The 23,522-nt window shown below is 73.3% G+C and carries 20 protein-coding genes; 5 read left to right on the plus strand and 15 right to left on the minus strand.

The genetic code is table 11. The features are described from left to right. Nucleotides 1-5 precede the first annotated feature (5 nt). The 9 genes from O7608_RS14650 to O7608_RS14690 form a co-directional block, all read right to left on the minus strand. Nucleotides 6-1,361: an FAD-binding oxidoreductase gene (locus tag O7608_RS14650; protein ID WP_289210496.1), complete on the minus strand. Its 1,356-nt coding sequence runs from the start codon at nt 1,359-1,361 to the stop codon at nt 6-8. Then, nucleotides 1,354-1,704 (minus strand): avidin-fold protein, encoded by a 351-nt coding sequence (locus O7608_RS14655; protein ID WP_289210497.1) that lies wholly within the window; start codon nt 1,702-1,704, stop codon nt 1,354-1,356. The genes O7608_RS14650 and O7608_RS14655 overlap by 8 nt, the downstream gene beginning before the upstream one ends. After that, a complete protein-coding gene (locus O7608_RS14660) occupies nt 1,701-2,999 on the minus strand; it encodes an ATP-grasp domain-containing protein (protein WP_289210498.1) in 1,299 nt (432 codons plus the stop codon). The genes O7608_RS14655 and O7608_RS14660 overlap by 4 nt, the downstream gene beginning before the upstream one ends. A gap of 31 nt (nt 3,000-3,030) precedes the next feature. After that, nucleotides 3,031-4,137, minus strand: coding sequence for an FAD-dependent oxidoreductase (locus tag O7608_RS14665; RefSeq protein ID WP_289210499.1), 1,107 nt, complete (start codon nt 4,135-4,137; stop codon nt 3,031-3,033). Nucleotide 4,138: 1 nt separating this feature from the next. Continuing rightward, nucleotides 4,139-5,680 carry a class I tRNA ligase family protein gene (locus O7608_RS14670; RefSeq protein ID WP_289210500.1) on the minus strand — a complete coding sequence of 514 codons (1,542 nt, stop codon included), beginning with the start codon at nt 5,678-5,680 and terminating at the stop codon, nt 4,139-4,141. Beyond that, complete coding sequence (locus O7608_RS14675) at nt 5,677-6,048, minus strand: cupin domain-containing protein (RefSeq protein WP_289210894.1); 372 nt, start codon at nt 6,046-6,048, stop codon at nt 5,677-5,679. Before O7608_RS14675 ends, O7608_RS14670 begins: the two co-directional genes overlap by 4 nt. 5 nt (nt 6,049-6,053) lie before the next feature. After that, complete coding sequence (locus O7608_RS14680) at nt 6,054-7,340, minus strand: lysine N(6)-hydroxylase/L-ornithine N(5)-oxygenase family protein (RefSeq protein ID WP_289210501.1); 1,287 nt, start codon at nt 7,338-7,340, stop codon at nt 6,054-6,056. 149 nt (nt 7,341-7,489) lie between these two features. Then, on the minus strand, nt 7,490-8,746 hold the full coding sequence (locus tag O7608_RS14685; protein WP_289210502.1) for an acyl-CoA dehydrogenase family protein: 1,257 nt from the start codon (nt 8,744-8,746) through the stop codon (nt 7,490-7,492). Nucleotides 8,747-8,907: 161 nt separating this feature from the next. After that, complete coding sequence (locus O7608_RS14690; protein ID WP_289210503.1) at nt 8,908-9,741, minus strand: isocitrate lyase/PEP mutase family protein; 834 nt, start codon at nt 9,739-9,741, stop codon at nt 8,908-8,910. Nucleotides 9,742-10,392: 651 nt separating this feature from the next. Here O7608_RS14690 and O7608_RS14695 point away from each other — a divergent pair. Together O7608_RS14695 and O7608_RS14700 are read left to right on the plus strand one after the other, a co-directional pair. Then, nucleotides 10,393-11,655, plus strand: coding sequence for an ATP-binding protein (locus O7608_RS14695; protein ID WP_289210504.1), 1,263 nt, complete (start codon nt 10,393-10,395; stop codon nt 11,653-11,655). A gap of 81 nt (nt 11,656-11,736) precedes the next feature. Then, nucleotides 11,737-12,342, plus strand: a complete 606-nt coding sequence (locus tag O7608_RS14700; protein ID WP_289210505.1) for a TetR/AcrR family transcriptional regulator — start codon at nt 11,737-11,739, stop codon at nt 12,340-12,342. Here the strand turns inward: O7608_RS14700 and O7608_RS14705 are convergent. From O7608_RS14705 to O7608_RS14730, 6 genes are all read right to left on the minus strand, one after another. Further along, on the minus strand, nt 12,318-13,709 hold the full coding sequence (locus O7608_RS14705) for a GH1 family beta-glucosidase (protein WP_289210506.1): 1,392 nt from the start codon (nt 13,707-13,709) through the stop codon (nt 12,318-12,320). The two genes, O7608_RS14700 and O7608_RS14705, sit on opposite strands and share 25 nt — an antisense overlap. 41 nt (nt 13,710-13,750) lie before the next feature. Further along, nucleotides 13,751-15,136 carry an MFS transporter gene (locus O7608_RS14710; RefSeq protein WP_289210507.1) on the minus strand — a complete coding sequence of 462 codons (1,386 nt, stop codon included), beginning with the start codon at nt 15,134-15,136 and terminating at the stop codon, nt 13,751-13,753. A gap of 185 nt (nt 15,137-15,321) precedes the next feature. After that, nucleotides 15,322-15,981: an acVLRF1 family peptidyl-tRNA hydrolase gene (locus tag O7608_RS14715; protein ID WP_289210508.1), complete on the minus strand. Its 660-nt coding sequence runs from the start codon at nt 15,979-15,981 to the stop codon at nt 15,322-15,324. A gap of 86 nt (nt 15,982-16,067) precedes the next feature. Next, nucleotides 16,068-17,042 (minus strand): hypothetical protein, encoded by a 975-nt coding sequence (locus tag O7608_RS14720; RefSeq protein ID WP_289210509.1) that lies wholly within the window; start codon nt 17,040-17,042, stop codon nt 16,068-16,070. Next, nucleotides 17,039-18,412 carry a hypothetical protein gene (locus O7608_RS14725; protein WP_289210510.1) on the minus strand — a complete coding sequence of 458 codons (1,374 nt, stop codon included), beginning with the start codon at nt 18,410-18,412 and terminating at the stop codon, nt 17,039-17,041. Before O7608_RS14725 ends, O7608_RS14720 begins: the two co-directional genes overlap by 4 nt. Next, complete coding sequence (locus O7608_RS14730) at nt 18,409-18,735, minus strand: DUF6403 family protein (protein WP_289210511.1); 327 nt, start codon at nt 18,733-18,735, stop codon at nt 18,409-18,411. Before O7608_RS14730 ends, O7608_RS14725 begins: the two co-directional genes overlap by 4 nt. Before the next feature lie 191 nt (nt 18,736-18,926). Between O7608_RS14730 and O7608_RS14735 the strand changes: the two genes are divergently transcribed. The 3 genes from O7608_RS14735 to O7608_RS14745 all read left to right on the plus strand — a co-directional run bounded on the left by O7608_RS14735 (nt 18,927) and on the right by O7608_RS14745 (nt 23,467). After that, nucleotides 18,927-19,868, plus strand: a complete 942-nt coding sequence (locus tag O7608_RS14735) for a pyridoxamine 5'-phosphate oxidase family protein (protein WP_289210512.1) — start codon at nt 18,927-18,929, stop codon at nt 19,866-19,868. A 135-nt stretch (nt 19,869-20,003) separates the two neighbouring features. Beyond that, nucleotides 20,004-21,731, plus strand: coding sequence for an ABC transporter ATP-binding protein (locus O7608_RS14740; RefSeq protein ID WP_289210895.1), 1,728 nt, complete (start codon nt 20,004-20,006; stop codon nt 21,729-21,731). Beyond that, nucleotides 21,728-23,467 carry an ABC transporter ATP-binding protein gene (locus O7608_RS14745; RefSeq protein ID WP_289210513.1) on the plus strand — a complete coding sequence of 580 codons (1,740 nt, stop codon included), beginning with the start codon at nt 21,728-21,730 and terminating at the stop codon, nt 23,465-23,467. Before O7608_RS14740 ends, O7608_RS14745 begins: the two co-directional genes overlap by 4 nt. Nucleotides 23,468-23,522 lie beyond the last annotated feature (55 nt).

Raw genomic sequence — 23,522 nt, forward strand, 5'->3', positions numbered from 1 at the left:
GCCGATCAGAGCGCCTGCGGGAAGGAGAAGACGCGGTCCGGGTCGTAGCGGCGTTTGACCTGCGCCAACCGCTGCGCGTTGACCCCGTGGTACGCGGTGCGCCACTGCTCCAGGTCCGGGTCGGTGAAGTTGACGTAGGCGGCGTCGGAGGCGTACCCGCCCATCTCCTGATGCAGCGCGGCGAGCCAGTCGAGGTTGTCCCGGACCACCGTCGCCGGCTCGTCGGGCTGCCACGAGGTGTCCATCGACACCAGGAACAGGGTGTCCCGGTGCGCGAAGGCGGTCGCGTCGGCGGGGACGTCGGCGATCGCCCCGCCCCAGGTGAACAGGGCGACGCCGGCGCCGTCGGGGTTGGCGCTGCCCGGCCACTTGTCGACCGCCGCGACGATGGCCCGCAGCCCCGCCTCGGCCAACGGTTCGCCGACGCAGCGGGTCCGTACGGCGAAGGCCCCGCCGGCGGTGGTGTGGTGCAGGTACTCCGCCGCGTCCCAGTAGCTGCGGTCGGCGATGTCGATCCGGGTCGCCGGCGCGGCGGCCAGCGCGGGGGCGAGCAGCTCCCGTAGTTCGTCGGCGGAGCCCAGGTGCTGCCCGATCACCGACACCACGGCGTCGCCGCCCACCGCGCGGCTCACCCCGATCCGAGCGGCGAACTCGCGCGGCGCGCGGCGCATCACCTCCTGCATGGTGGCGAGTACGTCGACGGCGTGCGGCCAGTCCCACAGCACCAGGCAGGTGGCGGTGGCCGGCACCGGCCGGGCCTGGAACGTGAACGACACGTTGACCCCGAAGTTGCCGCCACCGCCGCCACGGCACGCCCAGAACAGGTCCGGATGCTGGTCGGCGTCGCAGGTCACGACGCTGCCGTCGGCGAGGACGACGTCGGTACGGACCAGCGAGTCACAGGTCAGCCCCATCGCCCGGGACACCACCGAGACGCCGCCGCCGAGGACCAGGCCGCCGATGCCGACGTCGTCGGAGTTGCCCAGCGGGAGGATCAGGTCGTGTTTCCGCAGCGCCGCGTAGAGCGTGCGCATCTGGGTGCCGCCACCGACGGTGACCAGCCCGGTCGACGCGTCGACGTGCACGCTGTCGAGCTCCCGCAGGTCGAGGACCAACCCTCGGTTGGCCGAGTAGCCGGCGTAGCTGTGGCCACCGCCCCGGGCGACGACCGGGATCCCGGCGTCGCGGGACCAGCCGATCGCCCGGCTGACGTCGGCGCCGGTGGCGGCCGACAGCACCGCCGCCGGCACCACGTCGCGGAACCGTTCGTTGAACGGCATGGTGCGCTGGTCGAATCCGTCGTCGCCGGGCAGCCGCAGCCGCCCGCCGACGACCGTCCGCAGCCCGTCCCAGTCAGTCATCGGACCCCTCCCGTCCACCCGGCGCGACCTCTTCCAGGTAGGACACTCCACTGGTGGCGTGCTCGCCGTAGCGCTGCCACTGCTCGCGCAGCACCAGCCGACCGTCCGGTTGCAACTGTGGCACGTTCACGGTGTGCCCGGCGATGACCTCTCCGGTGGCCAGCACCATGGTGTACGCCAACCGCAGGGTGCCGTCGGGCGCGCACGTGCCCGTGACGGTGCCCCGGCGGACCGCGCCGCCACCGAAGTCGGCCCAGACCAGGTCGCCGTCCTGGCGGTAGCGGGCGACGGTGCCGTCGCCGCCGCCCGCCTTGCGGAACAGCCGCCCCTCGTAGCTGATCATTCGTCCACGTCCAGCAACCCGGCGGGCATCTCCAGCACCGCGCCCGGTGGTTTCGCGGCGACCTGCTCGGCGGTCACCACGACCAGCGCGGCGGCGGCGTCGAGCCGCTGCTCACAGGTCACCGGGTCGTCGGCCTGGCACACCACGAACGAGTGGCGGGCGATGTAGCCGCCCGGCGGCAGCCGCAGCGTGGTGCCGGGCTCGACCATCGGCGACGCCGTCACCAGCCCGGGTGCCTCCTGCGGTACCTCGACCGAGTGGACCAGGCAGTCGGTCGCCGGGTAGCCGAACCGGATGCCGACCGCGCCCCGCTGCGACCGGGTGATCTCCGGACGTTGGCCGAGCGCGACGTCCACCATCACCTCGCCGGGGTCGATCCCGGTGGCGATCTTGCCGAGGTACGGGATCAGGTCGCCACCGACCCTGCCGTTGATCTCGATGATCAGCGGCCCCTGGTCGGTCAACCGCACCTCGGAATGGGTGATGCCGTCCTCGATACCGAGCACCCGGTGCGCCCGGGCCAGGGTCTCCATCAGCACCGGGTCGTGCAGCAGCGGATCGGCCGCGTCCACCACGTGCCCGATCTCCTCGAAGTACGGGTGCGGGCCGGTGCGTTTACGGGCGAGGAACATCGGCAGGTACTCGCCCTTGTGGACCGCGCCGTCGACGCTGATCTCCGGGCCGACGGCGTACTGCTCGACGATGGCGCCGCCGCGGAACGGCTCGTCACCGACGAGGCTGGCCCCCGAGGCGACCTCGAACGCCTCGGTCAGTCGCGCCTCGTCCTCGGCGAGCACGACACCCATGCTGGCGCCGAGGGCCCGGGGCTTGACCACGACGGGATAGCCGATCCGTTCGGCGGCGGCCCGCGCCTGCGCCAGGTCGGCCGTCATCGCGAAACCGGGCTGCAGCAGGCCGGCCTCGGTCAGCCGGGTCCGGGCGCTGTACTTGTCCCGGCAGCCCTGCACGCCGGGGACGCTCAGCCCCGGTACGCCGAACTCGGCGGCCAGTTCCGCCGCCGGCATCACCAGCGGCTCGTCCCAGCACAGCACGCCGGCGACGGTGTAGCGGGTCGCCATCTCCCGGGCGGTGCGGGCCAGCAGCGCGTGGTCGAAGACGTTGACCACCTCGATGTCGGCGAAGTACTCGTGCTGCCAGGTCGGCTGCAGGTTGTTGATCAGCACCAGCTGGTGACCCGCCGCCCGGGCGCGGGCCGCCGCCGAGCGGACCAGGTACTCCCGGTAGAGCTTGAGCCCGCTACCGATCACCAGCAGCACGTTCGGGGAGCTGCTCATCGTGTGTTCCTTCCGATCAGGGGAGTGCGGTTCAGAAAATGTCGGGTGAGGGGTGCCGGTCCGTGGGCCGCAGCGCGGCCACGATCCGGTCGGCGACCAACGGCGCCGTACGGAATCCGTCGCCGCCGCTGGCGGACCGGGCGTACACCGCCGGGCCGAGCCGGACCAGGTGGGCGCCGCCGGTGGTGGCGTCCACCGCGTAGTGGCACCGCTTGACCGCGGCGACCGTGTACCGGTCCGTGCCGGTCAGGATTCCCGCCGCCAGGATCCGGTCGACCCAGTGCCGCTCGTCGGCCGGCTCGTCGTCGTCCGGGTCGGCCACGACCCGGCACGCCGCGTCGGTGCTGACCTTCAGCAGTGTGCCGGCACCGGAGGGCAGCAGCCAGGCCCGACCGTCCGCGCCGACCCGACCGGCGCTGGGCGCGGTGTCCCACCAGCGGACCAGGTCGGCGGGCGGACGCAGGTAGACCATCGTCTGCCGGTGCAGCACGGTCGGTACGTCCACCAGCGACCTCGTCCACGGCCCGCCCGCGACCAGGACCAGGTCACCCTGCTCGCAGCCGCCGTCGGCCAGCACCACCCGCGCGCGGTCGGTGTCCACCGAGGCCACCGGGGACCAGGCGCGCAGCCGGGCGGCCGGGTGCCGGGCCAGCCAGCGCGCCGCCGCCCACAGCACCCGGTCGGCCAGCAGGACACCGGCGTCGAGTTCGAGCACCGCCCGCGCCCCGGTCGGGAACCGGATCTGCCCGACCTCGTCGGGTTCGACCAGCTTGACCGACAGGCCGGCGTCGGCGGCGGTTGCGGCGACCCGCTCGACCTGCCCACCGGGCCAGCCGGTCAGCACCCCGACCCGCCGGTAGAAGCCGACGCCGGGGCGGGAACCGCAGAGCAGGGTCTCCAGCTCCAGCCACCGCTGGTGGGCCAGCGCCGCCCGTCGGGTGCCCGGCAGGTCGTCGGGGTCGAGCGCCCGGATCGCCCGGTGCTGGTCGAACGAGCTCGACCCGGGATGCGGGATCGCCCCCCGGTCCAGCACCGTCACCTGGTGTCCGGCGAGCACACAGGCGACCGCGGTGACCAGGCCGGTCACCCCGGCCCCGACGACGACCACCCGCCGGGCCGACCGGGTGCCGGTGCCCATCTCAGCCCACCGGTCCGGTCAACCGGGGCAACGCCCTCGGCAGCACGCTCGTCGGGCCGGTGCCCGCCGCCGGGATGCCCGGCTCAGGCAGGGCCGCCGCCAGGTCGATCAGGATCGGCGCGGCGCAGCGCAGCACCACGTCCACCTCGTGGCAGAAGTCGCCCTCCTCGCCCGGCCGTACGTCCCGCCCGGCCAGCCGCTGCAGCTGCTCGGTGAGGGTCTCCGCCGCCCGGGTGAGACTGAAGTACTCCAACTCGTAGCAGGCCGCGAAGCGCTCGACGACGCGGGCCGCCACGGACCGGGAGAACGCCGACACCGGCAGCGGCGCGCCCTGGGGCACCCGGTGCGCCCGGTCGACCACCTGGTTCCACGGGTCGACCAGCCGGGTGGTCGTCACCCGGGTCAACGCGGCCCGGCTGAAGTCGGTCCGCTGCGTCTCCGGGCTGGTCGCGGCCAGGTGATAGCGCACCAGGTCGCGGGGTACCTCGGCGACCAGGTCCCGGCCCCACACCAGATGGCCCCGGCTGGTGGAGAACTTCGCGTTGTCGAGCTCGTAGAACTCGTTGGTCACGAACTCCTCGGGCAGCAGGTAGCGGCCGTCGGCGGCGAGCAGCATCGCCACCGCCGCCACGGCGAACGGGTAGGTGTTGTCGAAGCCGAGGAAGTAGACCACCTTCGTGTTGGCCCCGGCCCGCCAGAGTTCGTCGTCACCGGCCAGGGGGATGCCCCGGCCGCGCGCCGCCAGCGTGCCGCAGTAGATGCTCCACGCCGCCGGCTCGGCGTTCGGGTTGATCACCTGACCGGCGACCTCCGGGAACGGGGCCGGGATGCCCCACGAGATCGGATAGGTGACCGGGTAGTCCGGCAGCGGCCGCGACAGCAACTCGTCGATCGTCTGCGCCATGTGCGGACGCATCGCGGCGCCGTACCGGTCGAAGTGCTCGCGGATCCGCTCCCGGTAGCGCTCCAGCGGCAGCACCAGCACGCGGGCGTTGCGCAGCTCGACCGGGTCGTCCGGGTCGGCGGTCGAGCGGGGATCGATGAGGTCGCCGGCGGCGAGCAGATGACCGCAACTTTCGCACAGCCCGGCGCAGCCGTCGGCCAGGCACCGGGGGCAGCCGCCCCGGACGAACCCGTCGACCAGGTACTGCCCGGTCGCCGGTGAGTAGGGCAGCCGTACCGTGCGCAGCTCGAACCGCCCGGCGGCGTGCAGCTGCTCCATGAAACGCAGCACCTGCTTGACGAACTGGTCCTCGTCGCCGGTGAACCCGTCGACGTCGATCCCGGCCGCCGCCAGCGTGGTCTCGATCTGTGCCGCCGACCGCGCGACGAGGGCCTTCGGCGTCACGCCCAGCCGCCTGGCCGTGGTCACCACGTACGTGGAGGTGTCCTGGAACCCGGTGGCCAGCAGCGCCTCGCGGCCGGTGGCCCGCAGGTACCGGGCGTGGACGTCGGCGGCGAGGAACGGCCCCGCGAGGTGGCCCAGGTGCAGGTCACCGTTGGCCGTCGGCGCCGGCGAGATGATCAACGTACGGCGGCTCACCGCGGCTGCTCCCAGTGCCGGGCGAGGAACGTCGCAGACATCGCGGCGTCCCACCAGATGCCGTAGTACTCGAAGTCGTCCGGGCTGTCGTTGACGACCTTGTGGGTGCAGCCCGGCGGCAGGTGCACGATGTCGCCGGCGACAAACGGGTGGCGTACCCCGTCGACGTCCAACTCGGCGCGCCCGGCCATCGCGATGAAGATCTCGTACTCGTGGTGGGAGTGCGGGGTGGACTCGTCGCCGGAGCGCAGGATGCACCACGCGCCCTCGAACGGGGCGTTGAGCGCCGGCCAGGGCAGCAGCCGTTGGGAGTCCAGGCCGTACGCCTTGGTCAGGTTGTCGCGGTGCAGCGGACGGACCTCGACCATGGCACTCACCCCTGCACCGCGGCCGGCGCCACGGCCCGTCGGTCCAGCATGTCCTCGGTGATCTCCTGCGAGCGGTGCGCCAGCACGCTGATCAGCGAGTCGGCGATGCCGTGGGTACGTTCGTTGACGCCCTGCAGGTAGATCGCACCCCACGCGGTCTCCGCCAGGTCCACCCGGTAGCGGCGGCTCACCGTGATGTCGCTCAACCCGATCCGGTCGGCCATCGCCCGCACCATGGCCGGCATCCGGGGGTCGTAGCCGGTGCCGAGGAAGACCATGTCGCAGCGCAACGGCTCGATCTTGCCGTTCTTGCGGTTGCGCAGGTCCAGCAGGACCTCGCCGTTGTCCATCCGGGCGCCGACGACCTCGGTCAGGTGCCGTACGGCCGACCGCTGCTGGCCCAGCATCTTCTGCTGGTACAGCATCGAGTAGATCTCGTCGAGGAACGGCGGGGCCAGGCCGGCGTAGTTGGTCACGTGCATCTCGGTGAGCACCTGGGTCCGCGCCTCCGGCGGCATGTCGTAGAACTCGTCGACGAACGACGGATAGAACAGCTCGTTGACGAACTTGCTCGTCTGATAGTTCTGCAGACCGATCGACCGCATGATCATCGTCGGGGTGCAGTCGGGGATGTCCTGGTGCAGCGCCATGAACATCTCGGCGGCGCTCTGCGCGGCCCCGATGACGACCGGACGCAGCGGCCGCCCGGTGGCGGGCAGCTGGGCGATCCGGGAGCTGTACTGCGTACTGTGCACCACCCGGTCGGCCGGCAGGTCCCGGAAGACGTCCGGCACGTGCGCGTCCCGGCCGACCCCGACGACCAGGTCCCGGCAGGTGATCGTGTCGCCGCCGGCCAGGGTGACCGTCCAGCCGACGATCGCGCCGGCGGCGTCGGTGCGCGGATCGATCCGCTCGGTCCGGGCGTTGAACCGGATCCGCACCTGCTCCAGGTTGTCAGCCACCCACTGCTGGTACGCCGACAACTGCCAGCGGTACGGGTTGAACGTCGACAGGTTCACGAAGTCGTCGAGCTCACCCTGCTCGTGCAGGTAGTTCAGGAACGAGAACCGGCTCTTCGGGTTGCGTAGCGTCACCAGGTCCTTGAGGAACGACACCTGGCTGCGCGCCCACGGCAGCAGCAGGTTGCGCTGCCACTTGACGTCGGGATACTGCTCCAGGATCAGCGCGTTGCTCGCCAGGTGCGGCGCACCTGACTCCTCGATCGCGACCGCGAGCGCCAGGTTCGCCGGGCCTGCTCCGATCATCAGGACGTCGACATCTTGTCCAGACACGTGTTCCACCTCGCTGTTGGGGGTCGGGTCGCCCTCCGGGCGGGCGTACGGGGGTATACGGGTCGCCCTCCGGGCGGGCGTACGGGGGTATACGGGTCGCCCTCCGGGCGGGCGTACGGGTCGCCCGCAGGGATCTGCTCCGGGGCAGGTCAGGCGCGTCGGCCGGCACCGCCGGGCCGGATGACGCCGAGGGAGAGCGCGAACGACGGGGTGCCGCCGAGCAGGTACGCGCCGGCCGACTGCAGAATCCGTTCCTGGGCCACGACGTGCTGACACATCGTGGTGGTGTCCCGCAGCCACCGGTCCATCGGGGAGCGTCGGTAGATCGACGCGGTCTGCAGCAGGTCGTACAGGCGGGTCACGATCGACCGGGCGGTCCGGAACGCGTGCCAGCGCGACAGCGGCAGCGCGGCCCGCTCCCGCGGGCTCAGGTCGTCCAGGGCGCCACCGGCGGCGAGCACCTCGTGCTGGCGGCGCAGCGCCGCGTACACGGCGTGCCGGGTCGCGGCGTAGTCGGCCTCGCATTCGGCCAGCACGACCTGCGTACGGTAGTCGTCGGCGATCGACCGCGACGTCGGGCCGACCCGGCCGGCGACGGTGTCGCCGACGTGGTCCAGCGCGGCCCGCGCCACACCGAGCGGGACACCCGGCATGTTGCGCATGTGGACCTCCGGCTGGGCGAGCGGCCCCGCGCCGTTGCGGACGGTGTCGAAGGTGACGGTCCGCCCGTCCGGGACGTACACGTCGTCGATCGTGTAGTCGCAGCTGCCGCTGCCGGCCAGGCCGGTGCTGTGCCAGGTGTCGACGACCTCGACGTCGGCGCGGGGCACGAAGAACAGCTTCGAGTCGTGCGGGTCGCCGTCCGGGCCCGGCTCCGGCTGCCCGTCGCGGTAGATGAACGCCCCGGAGATGACCCAGTCGGCGTGGGTGATGCCGCTGCCGAACGGCCAGCGGCCACTGAGTCGGTATCCGCCGGGAACCCGTTCGGCCCGCCCGGTCGGAAAGAGAAGTCCGGCGGTCACCATGTCGAGACTGGTGAACATTTCCTTGGCGACCGACTCGTCCAGGAACTGGGCGTACAGTCCGGAGTCCGAGCCGATCATCGCGCACCAGCCGGCACCGGTGTCGCCGTACGACAACGCCTCGATGACCTCGGTCTGTTCCATCGAGTTCAACTCCGGGCCGCCCCAGTTGCGCCCGAAGGTCATCCGGAAAACTCCGGTGCCGCGCAGCATTTCGACCACGTCGGCGGGTAGTCGCCGGTCCCGTTCGATCTCGCCGGCGCGTTCCCGTAGCAGTGGTGCTACGGCTCTGGCCCGGGCCAGGATCTCGGCCGCCGACGACGCCGAACCGTTGCCGTCGACATCGTTCCCGACCGGGTCACGTGGCACATGCTCTGCTGTCATTCGATCGCATCCCCTCGGCAGTGCTGATGCCACCGATTGAAGTCAGCGGATCAGTTGGCCGAAAGGTTTGACCGGCACGGACAATCAACGTCGGTGATGACGCACCCCGGTGGTCGGGTCGTTGGTGACCCGCGCCGACCACCGGGGTGGTGGGTGAGGCGTCAGCGGGTGAAGTAGCCGTTCAGCGTGCCGTAGTCGAGGCCGCCGTCGAGCTCGTCGTAGGTGCCCTTGGTCAGGGCCTCGATGGCGGCGCGCTGTGCGACGGCGTACGCGGCCTGACTGACGGCGGTGCCGAGGCTGACCCGGCGCACGCCGGCCGCCTCGAACTCGGCCACCGTCGGGGCTCCCGGCCCGGCCATCACGTTCACCGGCAGCGGGACCGACGCCGTCAGCGTGGCGAGGGTGGCCAGGTCGGTCAGCCCGGGGACGAACAGGCAGTCCGCGCCGGCCTGGGCGTACGCCTCGGCCCGCTCGATCACGTCGGCGAGCCGACCGTCCGGCTCGCCGATGCCGAACAGGAACACGTCGGTACGGATGTTGATCACCAGTCCTGGCAGGCCGGCACGGGTCGCGCCGTCGCGCGCCGCGCGCACCCGGTCGGCCTGTTCCGCCAGGTCGAACAGGGGGCCGCCCGGGGCCCGCGAGTCCTCGATGTTGACCCCGACGGCCCCGGCGGCGACGGCCGCCTCGACGGTGTCGGCGACGTCGCCCGGCGTCGGCCCGTAGCCGCCCTCGATGTCGGCGGTGACCGGGACGTCGACCGCGTCGGCGATCCACCGGATCTGGTCGACCATCTCCTGCCGGCTCATCCCGTGCCCGTCGGTGCGCCCGACCGACCAGGCGACGCCGCCGCTGGTCGTGGCGATCGCCCTGGCTCCGGCGGCCGCGATCGCGGCCGCGCTGCCGGCGTCCCACGCGTTGGGCAGCACGAGGATTCCGCCGCTGTGCATCGACCGCAACGACTCGGCCCGGCCCTGCTGCGTGCTGTCTACCACGGTGTCGCTCCTCGGTGTTCGGGCACGGGGCGGTTCGCCCCGTGCGTCAATAACTGTGCTGATTACGGTGCTTCCGGCCGGTACGCAGCGGCGATTCGGGCGAGATGTCAGGTGCCGGACCGGCGTGGCTGGCCTGCGTGGTTGATCGCGCCCTCCCCATTGATCGCGCCTCGGTCGGCCCGGTCGGCGATTCCCGGCCCGGCCGTGCCGACGGGAATTTCAGTCCACGTACGATAGAACACTCGTGGCGGTACGGCACACCGGCACGCCCATCAGCCAACCGCTGCGATCGTCTCCAGATGCAAGCGATCGGACTGTCCGTCCAACTGGGACGACAGGGATGCCGGATCGATGTCCGACTTCCGCCAGCTTTGATTGTTCGGGCAGATCAACCCTGCCGTTCAACGCCCTCATCGGCTGAAATGGCTAACCGGTGACGGTGTCCTGACGGCGTCCCGCTGTACCGGGCGGATGCCCGATTCCCGAAGGCACTCGAATGTTCTACAAAGATTCAATCGGGTCGACGTGGGAGGGGATTCCCTCATGGCGAGACCGGAGAAGCCCGTGGACGTCGCAGGAGGAGAGGTAGCTGCCTTTGCCAGTGAACTGCGCAAACTCCGCGCCCAGGCTGGAAAGCCGACATACCGCGACATGGCGCGCTCGGCGCTGTACTCACCGTCGGTGCTGTCCAGCGCGGCCAGCGGCACCCGATTACCGACGTTGCAGGTCACCCTGGGATTCGTCGCGGCCTGCGGCGGCGACCGCGAACAGTGGCGGCGACGGTGGATGCAGGTCGCCCGGACGGCCACCGCCGACCCGCCGACCCGTACCCGTGCCTGCGGCCGGCCGACCGGGGCGGACCTGCCGCGACCGGCCCACCTGCCGTGGCGGTGCGGTGAGTTCGTCGGCCGGGCAGCCGAACTGGCCCGTGTCCGGACACCGTCCTCGACCCCGGTGCTGGTCACCGGCCCGGTCGGGATCGGCAAGACCCGGTTCGCCCTGGAGTACGCCCACCAGGTCGCCGACGACCTGGTCGACGGACAGTTGTACGCCGACCTTGGCGCGCTGCGCGGCACCCCGTCGGAGATCGGGCAGTTGCTCGAGGACTTCCTGCACGCCCTGGGCCTACCAGCCGACCAGGTGCCGCACACCGTCGACCAGCGCGCCGGGCTCTACCGGTCGCTGCTGGCCGAGCGCCGACTACTGGTCCTGCTCGACAACGTGCGCGACGAGCGACAGGTCCGTCCACTGTTGACCGCGTCGCGGCGCAGCCGCACGATCCTGGTCAGCCGCAGCCGACTGCTGGGACTCGACGGTGTCGCCCGGATCCGGCTCGACGTGCTGCCCCGGGCCGATGCGCTGGCGATGATCGCCGCCTCCGTACCGGACCGTGTCGCCACCGCGCCGAGAGAGTGCGAACGGCTCGCCGCGCTCTGCGGCGACCTGCCGCTGGCGTTGGACATCACGCTGCGCAAACTGACCGCCCGACCGGACCTGTCGCTGTGCGAGGTGACGGCCCGACTGGCCCGCCCCGCGACGGCGCTGGACTGGTTGCGCGTCGGCGACCTGTCGCTGCGTGCCGCGCTGCGCTCGGCGTACCAGGGACTCAGCGCCGACGCGCGGACGCTGCTCGGCCGGATCGCCCGGTTGTCCTTCCGATGTGACCCGGAAGCGGTCATGCGCGACGGGCAGGACCTCGCCGAGGAGCTGATCGACGCCGGTCTGCTGCGCGACGGCGACCGGCCCGGCAGCTACCGGGTGGGGCGGCTGGTGCGTACCTTCGTGCTCGACGCCGAGACCCCGGGCGACGAGCCGGCGCCGGTGCCGGCGTACACCGATCTGCCCGGCGGCTGGCCCGCCCGGGACGTCACGGCGGCCGGACTGTCGGCGGCCCCCGCCGGGCTGCGGTACTGAGCCGACAGGCCCGGAGGTCGCCCAGGTCCGCTGGCCGCCCAGGTCCGGCGCCGGTGACCGGTGGTCACCTAAGCTGGCCTGGTGCCCAGACTCGTCGACCACGGGCAGCGGCGGGCCGAGCTGCTCGCCGCGACCTGGCAGGTCGTGCGGCAGCGGGGCGTGGAGGGCGCCACCACCCGGGCGATCGCCCAGGAAGCGGGCTGTTCGCTCAGCGTACTGGCGCATTTTCTCGGCGGTAAGGACGACATCCTGGTCGCGGCGCAGCAGGCGATCTACGACCGGATCGTCGCCCGCGCGTTCCGCATCGGCGGCCGACTGTACGGGTTGGCCGCGCTGCGGGCCGCGCTCGACGCCGTCCTGCCGCTCGACGCCGAGCGGGCCGCCGACGCCCACGTGAACGTGGCGTTCGCCGGGGCCGCGCTGTCGCACCCCCGGCTGGCCGCCGCCCGCCGCGAGTCGCACCAGCGGATCCGCCCACTGCTTCAGGTCTGCCTGCGGGAGGCCCGCGACCGGGGTGAGCTGCGGGCCGGCGTCGCCGACGACGAGGTGCTCGACGACTTCATCATCCTGGTCGAGGGCAGCACCCTGCTGAGTCTCGTCGACGGCCTCCCCGAGGAGGGCCGCGCCGACCGGCTCGACCGGCTCGCCACCGCCTTCGTCGATCAGCTGCGGGCACCCGCCGGCTGAGCCGCGATCACGTCCCGCAGCCAGTACCACGAGTCCTTCCGGGTCCGTTCCAGGGTGGCGCGGTCGACGTGGACCAGGCCGAAGCGTTCGTCGTAGCCGGCGGCCCACTCGAAGTTGTCCATCGCCGACCAGACGTAGTAGCCGCGCACGTCCACGCCGGCGGCGACCGCCTCGCCCACGGCACGCAGGTGCGCGTCGAGGAAGGCGATCCGGCGGCTGTCGGCGATCCGCCCGGTCGCGTCCGGCCCGGGGTCGTGGAACGACGCGCCGTTCTCGGTGACCACCACCGGCGGCATGCCCGGGTAGCGCTCGTGCAGCGTCCGCAGGATGTCGGTCAGCCCGCTCGGCGCGATCGCCCAGCCGAAGTCGGTCCGCGCCACGTCCGGCACCGGCACCGGCGAGAAGGGCAGCCCGTCAGGGATGTCGACCTCCAGCACCCCCCGGTAGTCCTTGCCGGCCCTGGGGGACTCGATCATCGTCGGCTCGTAGTAGTTGACCCCGTAGAAGTCCAGCGGGGTGCCGATGACCGCCAGATCGCGGTCCAGGACGGCGTCCGGCGTACCGATGCCGTCGCGGATCAGCGGGTTGGGGTACTCGCCGCGCAGGATCGGGTCCGAGTAGCACCAGTTGGTCAGGTCGGCGAAGAGCGCGGCGGCGGTCCGGTCGGCGACGTCGTCGCTGGCCGGCAGCACCGGGAAGTGCTGGTTGGCGACCCCGACGGCCGCCGCGCCGTGCTCGCGCAGCACCTGTACGGCGAGTCCGTGCGCCAACAGCTGATGGTGCGCCGCCGGCAACGCGGCCAACCCGAGCCCACGCCCCGGGGCGTGCTCGGTGAGCGCGTAGCCGTAGAGGGCGTGCACGCTCATCTCGTTCATGGTGATCCAGTCGCGGACCCGGTCGCCGAGCCGTTCCACCAGTACGGTGGCGTAGTCGGCCAGGGCGTACGCGGTGTCGCGCGAGAGCCAGCCGCCGGCGTCCTCCAGCACCTGCGGCAGGTCCCAGTGGTACAGCGTCGGCACCGGCCGCACCCCGGCGGCGAGCAGCCGGTCGACCAGCCGGTCGTAGAAGTCCAGCCCGGCCGGGTTGACGGTGGTGGCGTCAGGCAGCACCCGGGGCCAGGCGAACGAGAACCGGTAGTCGTGCACCCCGCAGTCGGCGACGTGCGTGACGTCCTCGGCGTACCGGTGATAGTGGTCGACGGCGACGGTCGCGTTCTCGCCGTGGCGGACCGTGCCGGGCCGGGCGGTGAAGGTGTCCCAGATGCTCGGCCCCCGACCGTCGACATCGGTGGCGCCTTCGATCTGGAACGCCGAGGTGGACATGCCGAAGCGGAAGCCGGCGGGCAGCAGCGGGACGGTGGCGGACACGGGTGCTCCTTCCAGAGGGCGGTACGCCGGGTGCGGGCGGTTCATCCGACGCGGCGCAGTCGGGGCAGGCAGGCGAGGGCCAGCAGCGCGACCCCGGCGGTGCCCAGGTGCAGCACCGGGTAGCCGCCGGCGGAGGTGACGATCGGCGCGGCCAGTACGGGTGCCGCCAGCTGCGGCAGTGAGGCGGCGACGTTCGCCACGCCGAGCATCATCGCCCGGGTCCCGGCGTCGGGCAGGACCTGCGTCATCACCGCCATGTCGACGGCGACGTACAGCCCCCAGCCGGCACCGATGAACACGGTGGCGACCAGCACGGCCGGCAGGTACGGCAGCAGCCCGAGCAGGGCGGTGCCGGCGGCGAGGGCACCGGCGCCGGCGGCGATGAAGCCACGGCGGCGCCGCCAGCGGTCGGAGAGCACCCCGCCAACGGCGGCGCATCCGCCGGCGATGCTGACGTTGACCAGGGTGAGCACCAGCACCAGCGTGCCCGGGTCGTCGACGCCGACCTGGTCGGCCAGGTAGTAGTAGAGGTAGAGCAGGACCAGCGCGTTGACCAGGTTCAACAGGAACCGGATCAGCCAGGCCCAGCCGAAGTCGGCACCCGGGCGCAGCAGCACCTGTAGCGCCGCCGTCGACGGGGCACCATGGCCGCCCGCAGCGACGGTCGTGACGGGGTTCTGGCCCGCAGCGCCGAGGTGCTCAGCCGACGACTCCGCCGTTGGTCCGGCCGACGGGATGTTCGCGATGGTGCGCGCAGTGGACGCGTCCTCGGCCGAGGTGACCCGCCGTGGCGTGGGGTGACTGGTCGGTGACTCGCGGTGCGCCAGCACCAGGCTCACCATCAGGGCGGGGGCGGCTACCGCGAGCGCGGCATAGCCGAGCGCGGTCTCGCCGATCACCACGGCGACCGCCGTCCCGACGACCACCCCGACGATCTGGGCCACTCCGAACAGCGCCCCGACGGTCCCGCGTTGCTCCTCCGGCACGCGGTCGCCGATCATCGCGGCGAGGGCGGCGAGCGGCCCGTTCAGACCGATCTGGACGAGTGTCCAGCCGGTGATCATCACAGGTACGGTGTCGGCGACGGCGAGCACGGCGAGCCCGGTCGCGCCGACGGCGGCGCCGGCCACCAGGATCGGACGACGTCGCCCCCAGCGGGTCCGCAGTCGGTCGGAGACGATCCCCCAGACCGGGTTGGCCAACATGGAGGCGGCCGCACCGTAGCTGGTGACCACCGCCAGGAGAGTCTCCTTGCTCATGGTGGTGTGGGTGGCGAGTTCCGCCGCCTGCTCGGGTAGCAGGATCTGGATCGGGCCGAACCAGCCGGCTGCCACCCCGACCATCGCCAGCACGTACGCCGTGATCCAGAGGGTGCGGACCCGGGGCAGGGTCAACTCCGTCGGAGAGTGTGAGGTCGGCGCTGTCACGGGCCTCCTTTGGTCGATCGTCTGATCCACCAAAGGCGAGCTTAGGAAGTTACCCTCCGGTTCAGCTAGGCCCCGCCCGTGACGATCTTGCAGTTATCGAGGGACATAGCGGACGAATCACATCGATAACTGCAAGATCGTCGCGATCTTGGGGGAGGAGGAGGGGGGAGCCGGCGGGGCAGTAGTCAGGGGATGAGATGGATCCGGACGCGGCGGGCGGTGACCGCGGCATCCTGCAGGACGGCGAGTCGCGGCTCGGGGCACTCCAACAGGTGCGGGTGACGCAACGGCAGCAACGGTGCCAACCGCTGGTCGGCGAGCACGGCGTCGATCATCAGCCGGTCACCGCCGCAGACCAGGGCGCGCACCGGCTCCTTGGCGCCGGCCACCGGCACCACCTCCGACCCGGTGCCACCGGCGCGCGCCGCCGACCCCGGGGCGTACGGCAACAGCACCCGGGCCACGACGTCGGCGGCCCGGCCGGCGGCCGCTGTCGCCTGATTGTCACGTCGGCGGGCGTACCGCTGCTGCGACTGCCCGCCGGCGGCGGTGCGTCCCTGCACGTAGTGGCGCTCCACCTTGGAGGACACGACTGCGGTCCCGTCGACGACGCCCACCGCCACCGCTCCCTTGCGGGCCAGTAGCAGACCGATACGCGGCGGCCGGACCAGCGCGGTGAGCAGGCCGTCGACGTCGGTCACCCCCTCGATGCCCGGCGGCGGCAGCAGGGTCGCGGTGTCGCCGTTGCTGGTCCCGGTCAGGGTCAGGCCGTCCTCGCTGGCACCGTCGTGGCGGCCGTAGAAGCCGTCGAGCCAGCCCCGGATCCGTTCCGGCGAGATCTCCACCCATCGGCCACCGCCGGCCGCCGGCCGCGACTGCGCCGTCGGCCGGGACTGCGCCGCCCGTGCGGGTGCCCGTCGCCGCGGCACGCTCAGCCGCCGGTCACTGCGGGGGAGTCGGCGAGCTCGCTGCCGCGCTGGCTCAACGCCGCCAACCGCGCGGTGAGCTCGTCGACATCGGCCCGGTCGGCGCGGTCGGCCGCGGCGATGTCGGCCAGCACCCTCGTGTAGTCCATGGTGAGTCGACGGTACCGCCGGACGAAGGAGCGGCGCTCGGCGGCCAGGTCACCGCCGGCTGACGTGCCCCGGGTACGGGTACGGGCCAGCGTCCGCTCGACCCGGGTGTAGCCCCGGTCCAGGTCGATGATCTGCTGGGCGAGGGCGGCGGCGGTGGCCGACAACCGGCTGCGGCTGTCCGCCAACTCCCGGCGCCGGGCCAGCCGCCGATCGGCCAGCCGCCCCGCCCGCCAGGCGACCAACCAGATGCTCGCCGCCCCGACGCCGACCGCGAGCAGCGCGGCGGCAGCGATCAGGTAGCGCGGCAGCGACGGGCTGATCGTGCGGGCCCCGTCCGGGACGGTGCCGGCCCGCACCAGCAGGTCGTAGTTGACCACCATCACCTTGAGCGCCTCGACCGGGTCGTCGGCGAACTGGTCGGTGCCCCGGGCGATGGTCGTCTCGGCGACGGCCGCCCGGCCGAAGTTGGCGTCGTCGCGGTCAGGCAGCCAGGCACAGCCGTACGTGTCGTAGCCGTCGTCGTCGACCTCCCGGCTCATCGCCACCGCCACGGTCCCGTCGGCGGCCCGCTCGGTCGCCCGGCAGCCGTCGCGCAGGTCTGCTCCGGGCGCCAGCAGGACGACGACCAGCCGCCGGTTGCCGATGACCCGCTCGGCCGCTGCCTCGTCGAGCTCCACCCCGGGGGCGGCGTAGACCGAGGAGCCCCGGACCTCGCGGGCGATCGGGCCGTCCAGGACGCCACCGGACCACAGCGCCCAGCCGGCCAGCACCAGACAGGCCAGCGTGGCCAGGCCGAACGGCGTACCGGTGAACCGCAGCAGCCGCCTCATCCGAGCCGGCTCCGCAGGTAGACGTCCGGGCGGTAGCCGTCGAGTCCGACCAGCCGGGCGGTGGCGTCCAACTCGTCCTCCGCGTCGTCGAGCAGGGTGTGCACGTGCCGGTCGGGCAGGTCGTCGCCCAACGCCTGGCGGGCCGCCTGCAGTTTGCCGATGCCCCGGGTCAGCGGCGCGTCCGCGGCACCGCCGGCCAGCGCGGACAGCTCGACCGCCAGCGCGGTCAGTCCGGCGGCGCGGGCCGCCGGGGCACCGTACGCGAGGCTGTTGCGGCGGTCACCGGCCGGAGGTCCGGCGGGCAGCACCGCGCGTACCGACAGCGCGAGGAAGAACACCACGCAGGCAGCGAACAGCCACGGCAGGGCGGGCAGCGCCACCCGCAGCGGGTCGAACGGCTGGTACGGCAGCGGGCGGTCGAACAGCCCGGCGTAGCGGACGTCGGTGATCCGGTTCAGATAGGCGCCGAGCACCGTGGCCTGCGGGTAGTCGTAGCGGCTCAGCCGGTCGGCGAACTGGCCGTAGAAGCTGGCCGCCGCGACTTCGGCGAACTCGTCGGCGGACGGGCCGTGGTACTCGATCCAGTTGCCGATCTGCACCACGACCGGGTCGCCGGGGAAGGCCGCCGCCAGCGCCGGGCCGTAGTTCGGCACCGGTTCGCCGTACGGCTGCGCCGGCAGGGCGACCACCCGCAGGGTGCCGTCGGGGAAGGCGGTCGCCGCGGCCTGTCGCGGCACGTCGGCCAGGGTCGCGCCGTCGGCGGCGTGCCACCCGGCGGTACGCAGGTCGCCGACGACCGGCGCGAGTTCCGCCGGGGTCGGGTCCCGCCAGGTGAACCCTTCCTCGTTGGTGGGCTTCGGCTCGTCGGCGAGCGCGGTGATCAGGACCGTCAGCAGGCCGGTGACGTCGCCGGTGGCGAACTGGCCGCGCCAGCTGTCCAGGTCGGTGGAGTACGCCTGGTAGAAGCCGCCGCTGACCTGGGTGCCGATGATCCGTACGGTGGCGTTGTCGACCTCGCGGACCCGGTCGCGCTCCGCCTCGTCCAGGCCGGGCGGGGCGACCAGGATCCGCACGTCGGTGTCGCCGATGGCGGCGGCCACCCGGTCGGTGTCCCAGTCGGCGACCGCGCCCGGCAGCCGGACCACCGGATCGGCCGCGACCAGCGCGGTCATCTCCTCGACCGACGGCACCGTGGCGTCGCTGAGTTCTCCGGCGGAGCCTTCGGTGATCGCCGCGCGGGCCGGCGACTGCCCATAGCTGACGTCGACGCTCTGCCGCTGGGCCAGCAGGAAGGTCGCCAGGACGACGACGGCCCCGCCGAGCGCGCTCCACCGCAGTACCTCGGTCGGCCAGCGGCGCGGTCGTCTCACGGCTGTTGCTCCGGTCGGGTGCCCGCCTGCCACAGCTGGTCGGCGCGGCGGGCGTAGTCGGTTGCCACGTGGGCCGCCGTCGGGCCGCCCCGGTCGGTGGCGAGCGCCTGAGCCCGGGTGAGCAGCTGCTCGGCCTCGGCGACCGGTCGGGGAGCGGCGTCGCGGCTGACCTGGGCGGCGTCGATCGCGGCCCGCGCCGTCGACCAGGCGATCCGCCGGTCCTGCTGGCGCGCCCGGTGCCGGGGCAGCATCGCCGCGGCGAATCCGGCGACCAGCAGTACGGCGCCGCCGCCGCACCACACCAACCAGGACCACCACCCCACGGCCGCGCCACCCCCATGATCGAAAACGTGCTGACCTGCCTGATTGTGCATGATCGCCGCCACCGGGCCGGGCCGCTACCGGGCCGGGCCCGCTGCCGCGCGCGGTGGCCCGGCCGGCCGTGAGCAGGGTCACCGGGGTGCCTGCCCGCCGCCGCCGAGCGGGGGAGATCACACGGCACTAGCCTCCCGGCATGATCGACATCGACTCCGGCCTGGCCGACATCCTGGCCGCCTACCGCACCTGCGAGTTCGCCACCCTGGCCCGCGACGGTACGCCGATCGCCTGGCCGACCGCCGCGTCGCGCCGTCCCGACGGCACCCTGCTGGTGACCACGTCGCTGGCGTTCGCGCAGAAGGCGCTCAACGTCCGCCGCGACGGCCGGGTGGCGCTGCTCTTCTCCGATCGGACGGCGAGCGGACTGCCGCACGACGCACCGGCGATCCTGGTGCAGGGGGCGGCGGTCTGCCCGGAGGAGATCGTCACCAGCCCGGCCGGGCTGGAGGACTACTGGGCGATGCTGTTCGACCGCCAGCCGCACAGCCGCCGCTACCTGACGCCACCGGCCCGCTGGCTGATGGGCTGGTACTTCACCCGGCTGCTGATCAGCATCACCCCGCAGCGGGTGACCACCGTCGCCGCCGACCCGCCCCGCGCCGCCTCCGTCACGGCCGGAACGCCACTGGGGGCCGGGGTGATCGACCGGTTCCCGACGGCGGTGCTGGGCTTCCGGGACGCCACCGGCGGCCCGGTGCTGACCCGGGTCCGGCCGGTCGCCGCCGACGACGCCTGGGCGCTGTCCGGACCGGACGACGGCCGGGCACTGTCCGGACCGGACGACGTGCAGCCGGTGGCCGGACCGGCGAGTCTGCTGGTCCACCGCCACGACGACCGGCTCGACGGGCTGCGCAACGTCCTGCTGCGCGGCGAGCTGACCCGTGGCGCCGACGGTTGGCTGCTGCGTCCGCACCGACTGGTCGACCCCGGCGCGACCGGTACCCTGCGCGAAGCAGTCGGTACACTGCGTGCCGCCCGTCGCCGTACCGCCGGTTACCTCGACCGGCGCGGCCGCACCGCGCCCCCGGTGCACTGGCGGGAGTTCCAGCAGGTCGCCGCGACCGTCCGCGCCGGATAATTCCCCGCTCGTCCCGGTCGGTCCCGGTAACCTGGCCGGGTGCCGCCGACGATCCCCCACGCCGATCCGGGGACGGCGGACACCCGGGGGCCGGTGCGGTACCTGTGGTGGCTGGTGCGCCGCCAACCGTGGCGGGTGCTGCGCGGTGCCGCGCTCAGTACGGTGTGGATGGTCGGCCTGGCCGGCCGGCCCTACCTGGTGGCCCGGGCGATCGACGACGGACTGCGCCCCGGCCGGTGGGCCGTACTGGCCTGGTGGGTCGGCGCCGTCCTGGTCGCCGGGGTGCTGATCTCCGTCGTCGGGGTGCTGCGGCACCGCACCATGACCTACATCCGCGAGGACGCCACCGCCCGCTCCGCCGGAGTGTTGTCGCGACAGTTGGCGCGCATCGGCGCGGTCCTGCCGAGCCGGCTCGCCACCGGTGAGGTGGCCACCGTCGGCGGCACCGACATCACCCACACCTCGCATGTGCTCACCCTGACCGGGCCGGGCGTCGGCGCGGTGCTCGCGTACCTGGTGGTCGCGGTCCTGCTCTGGTCGGTCTCGCCGGCGCTGGCGGCGGTCATCCTGATCGGCGTACCGGTGGTCGCGGCGCTGCTCGGCCCGCTGCTGCGCCGGTTGGACCGGGCCGAGCAGACCTACCGGCGGGAACAGGGCCAGCTCACCGCCCGCGCCGGTGACATCGTCGCCGGGCTGCGGGTGCTGGCCGGCGTCGGCGGCCGGACCCTGTTCGCCGACCGCTACGTCACCGGGTCGCAGCGGCTGCGCGGGCACGGCTACCGGGTCGCGGCGGTCAACAGCTGGATCGAAGCGCTCACCGTCACCGTCCCCGGGCTGTTCCTCGCCGCCGTGGTCTGGCTCTCCGCCCGGATGGCGGTCGCCGACGAGATCACCGTCGGTGAGCTGGTCGCCGTCTACGGGTACGTGGCCGCGCTGACCGTCCCGGTCTGGTTCCTGCAGGAGGGCAGCTACCAGTTCATCCGGGGCCGGGTCGCGGCCCGCCGGATCGTGGCCCTGCTGCGGCTCACCCCCGATCCGGTGACCGACCTGCCGACACGGCACACCGTCGCCGCCCCGTCGCGGCCGGCCGGCCTGCACGATCCCGACAGCGGGTTGACCGTGCCGGCCGGGCGGATGATCGGGGTGGCGGCCGACGACCCGGGCGACGGGCAGGCGCTGGCCGACCGGCTGGGCCGGTTCCGCCGGTCCGGCGTGACCTGGGGCGCGGTGCCGCTGGGCGCGGTCGCGCGCGACGAGGTACGGGCCCGGATCCTGGTCGCCGACCACGACGCGTACCTGTTCGCCGGCACGTTGCGGCAGATCCTGCACGGTGCGCGGGCGGACGACCCGGACGCTCAGGCTGCGCGGGCGGACGACCCGGCCGCAGCCGATGAGCAACGGGTGCGGGCGGCGGTCGGGGTCGCCTCCGCCGACGACGTGGTGACGTCGCTGCCGGACGGCCTGGCGACTCCGATCGACAGTCGCGCCCGTACCCTCTCCGGCGGCCAACGCCAGCGGGTCCGGCTCGCCCGGGCGCTGCTGGTGGAGCCGGAGGTGCTGATCCTGATCGAGCCGACCTCGGCGGTCGACGCGCACACCGAGGCGCGGATCGCCGACCGGCTGCGCACCGCGCGGGCAGGCCGGACCACGGTGCTGGTCACAACGTCCCCGCTGCTGCTCGCGGCCACCGACACGGTGGCGTACCTGCGGGGCGGCCGGGTCGTCGGGGTCGGCAGCCACGCGCGGCTGCTGGCCGGCGACCCGGGCTACCGGGCGCTGGTCGCCCGGGGCGGCGAACTGACCGACGCGGCCGGGCGGCAAGACCCGGCCGGCGGGTCGACGGCGACGCTGGGGCGGTCGTGACCGCCTCCGGTCGGCTGCCGGTGGCCGACCCACGCACCGTCCGGCGGGCGACCGGTGAACTGCTCGGCCAGCAACGCTGGGTGGTCGCCGGCATCCTGGTGCTGCACGTCGGCGCGGCCCTGGCCGGCCTGGCCGGGCCGTGGCTGCTCGGCCGGATCGTCGACGTGGTCACCACCGGCGCGTCGGTGGCGGCGGTGGACCGGCTGGCGGCGGCCCTGATCGGCTTCGTCCTGCTGCAGGGGCTGCTCACCCGCTTCGCCCGGTACGTCGGACTGCGCTTCGGTGAACGGGCGGTCGCCCGGCTGCGCGAGGACTTCGTGCACCGCGTCCTCGGGCTACCGGTGTCGGTGGTCGAACGGGCCGGCACCGGCGACCTCGCCACCCGCAGCTCCAGCGACGTCGCCACGGTCGGCACCATGGTCCGCGACGTGGTGCCGGTGGTGGTGATCGCCACCGCGCAACTGGTCCTGCTGTTCGGTGCGGTGTTCTGGCTGCATCCGCTGCTGGGGCTGGCCGGCCTGATCGGCCTGCCGTCGATCGTGGCGGTGACCCGGTGGTACCTGCGCCGGGCCCGGCCGGCCTACCTGACCGAGGGCGCCGCGATGGCCGCGTTGACCGACACGTTGACCACCACCGCCGACGGCGCCCGCACGGTGGAGGCGTTGCGGCTGGGCGACGAACGGATCCGCGCCGCCCGGACCCGCATCGCCGACCTGTGGGCCGCCCGACGGGCCACCCTCGCCCTGCGTTCGGTGTACTTTCCGGTGGCCGAGGCCAGCGTCGCGCTGCCGATCGGTGCCGCGCTGCTGGTCGGCGGGCTGCTGCTGCACCGGGACGCCGTCACCCTCGGCGCGGTGGTCGCCGCCGCGCTCTACCTGCAGCAGGCCGTCGACCCGCTGGACACCATCCTGCAGTGGATCGAACAGGCCCAGCGCGGGCTGGCGTCGTACGCCCGGGTCCTCGGCGTCGGGCAGGTGCCGCCGGAACCGCGCGGCCGGGGCGCCACCCCGACCGGCCGCGAGGTGCGGGTGACCAACCTGACCTTCGGCTACGGCGCCGGCGTCGACGTGCTGCGCGGCATCGACCTGACGGTCGCCGCCGGGCAGCGGCTGGCGATCGTCGGACCGTCCGGGGCCGGCAAGTCGACCCTGGCCCGGCTGATCGCCGGCATCGAGACGCCCCGTGTCGGCGCGGTGCGCCTCGGCGGCTGCCCGGTGACCGACCTCGACCCGGCGCAGCGGCGTCGCCGGATCGCTCTGGTCACCCAGGAGCACCACGTGTTCATCGGCACGCTGCGCGACAACCTGCGGTTCGCCGCCCCCGAGGCGTCCGACGCGGCGTTACGGTCCGCGTTGGACACCGTCGGTGCCGACTGGTACGCCGAGCTGCCCGACGGCCTGGACACGGCACTCGGTGACGGCGCGCTCGACCTGTCGGCCGCGCACGCCCAGCAGGTGGCGCTCGCCCGGCTGGTGCTGGCCGACCCGGACATCCTGATCCTGGACGAGGCGACCGCCGCCCTCGATCCGACCACCGCCCGCCGGACCGAGCAGGCGTTGGCGGCGGTGCTGGCCGGTCGGACCGTCATCGCCATCGCGCACCGGCTGAACTCGGCGCACGACGCCGACCGGGTGGCCGTGCTGGACCAGGGCCGGATCACCGAACAGGGCAGCCACGACGAGCTGATCGCCGCCGACGGCGCGTACGCCGCGCTGTGGCGCTCCTGGCACGGCTGACCGGCCGCGGCGGGCGTCGGCCGTACCATCGGCGCAGGTGCCGACGGTGAAGGAG

Source organism: Solwaraspora sp. WMMA2056 (genome assembly GCF_030345095.1).
GTDB lineage: Bacteria > Actinomycetota > Actinomycetes > Mycobacteriales > Micromonosporaceae > Micromonospora_E.

Excerpts from the sequence above, each read along its gene's own strand:
- O7608_RS14675 (WP_289210894.1), bottom strand. The coding sequence starts at position 6,048 with ATGGTCGAGGTCCGTCCGCTGCACCGCGACAACCTGACCAAGGCGTAC.
- O7608_RS14695 (WP_289210504.1), top strand. The coding sequence starts at position 10,393 with ATGGCGCGCTCGGCGCTGTACTCACCGTCGGTGCTGTCCAGCGCGGCC.
- O7608_RS14720 (WP_289210509.1), bottom strand. The coding sequence starts at position 17,042 with ATGAGGCGGCTGCTGCGGTTCACCGGTACGCCGTTCGGCCTGGCCACG.
- O7608_RS14655 (WP_289210497.1), bottom strand. The coding sequence starts at position 1,704 with ATGATCAGCTACGAGGGGCGGCTGTTCCGCAAGGCGGGCGGCGGCGAC.
- O7608_RS14665 (WP_289210499.1), bottom strand. The coding sequence starts at position 4,137 with ATGGGCACCGGCACCCGGTCGGCCCGGCGGGTGGTCGTCGTCGGGGCC.
- O7608_RS14660 (WP_289210498.1), bottom strand. The coding sequence starts at position 2,999 with ATGAGCAGCTCCCCGAACGTGCTGCTGGTGATCGGTAGCGGGCTCAAG.
- O7608_RS14685 (WP_289210502.1), bottom strand. The coding sequence starts at position 8,746 with ATGACAGCAGAGCATGTGCCACGTGACCCGGTCGGGAACGATGTCGAC.
- O7608_RS14650 (WP_289210496.1), bottom strand. The coding sequence starts at position 1,361 with ATGACTGACTGGGACGGGCTGCGGACGGTCGTCGGCGGGCGGCTGCGG.
- O7608_RS14735 (WP_289210512.1), top strand. The coding sequence starts at position 18,927 with ATGATCGACATCGACTCCGGCCTGGCCGACATCCTGGCCGCCTACCGC.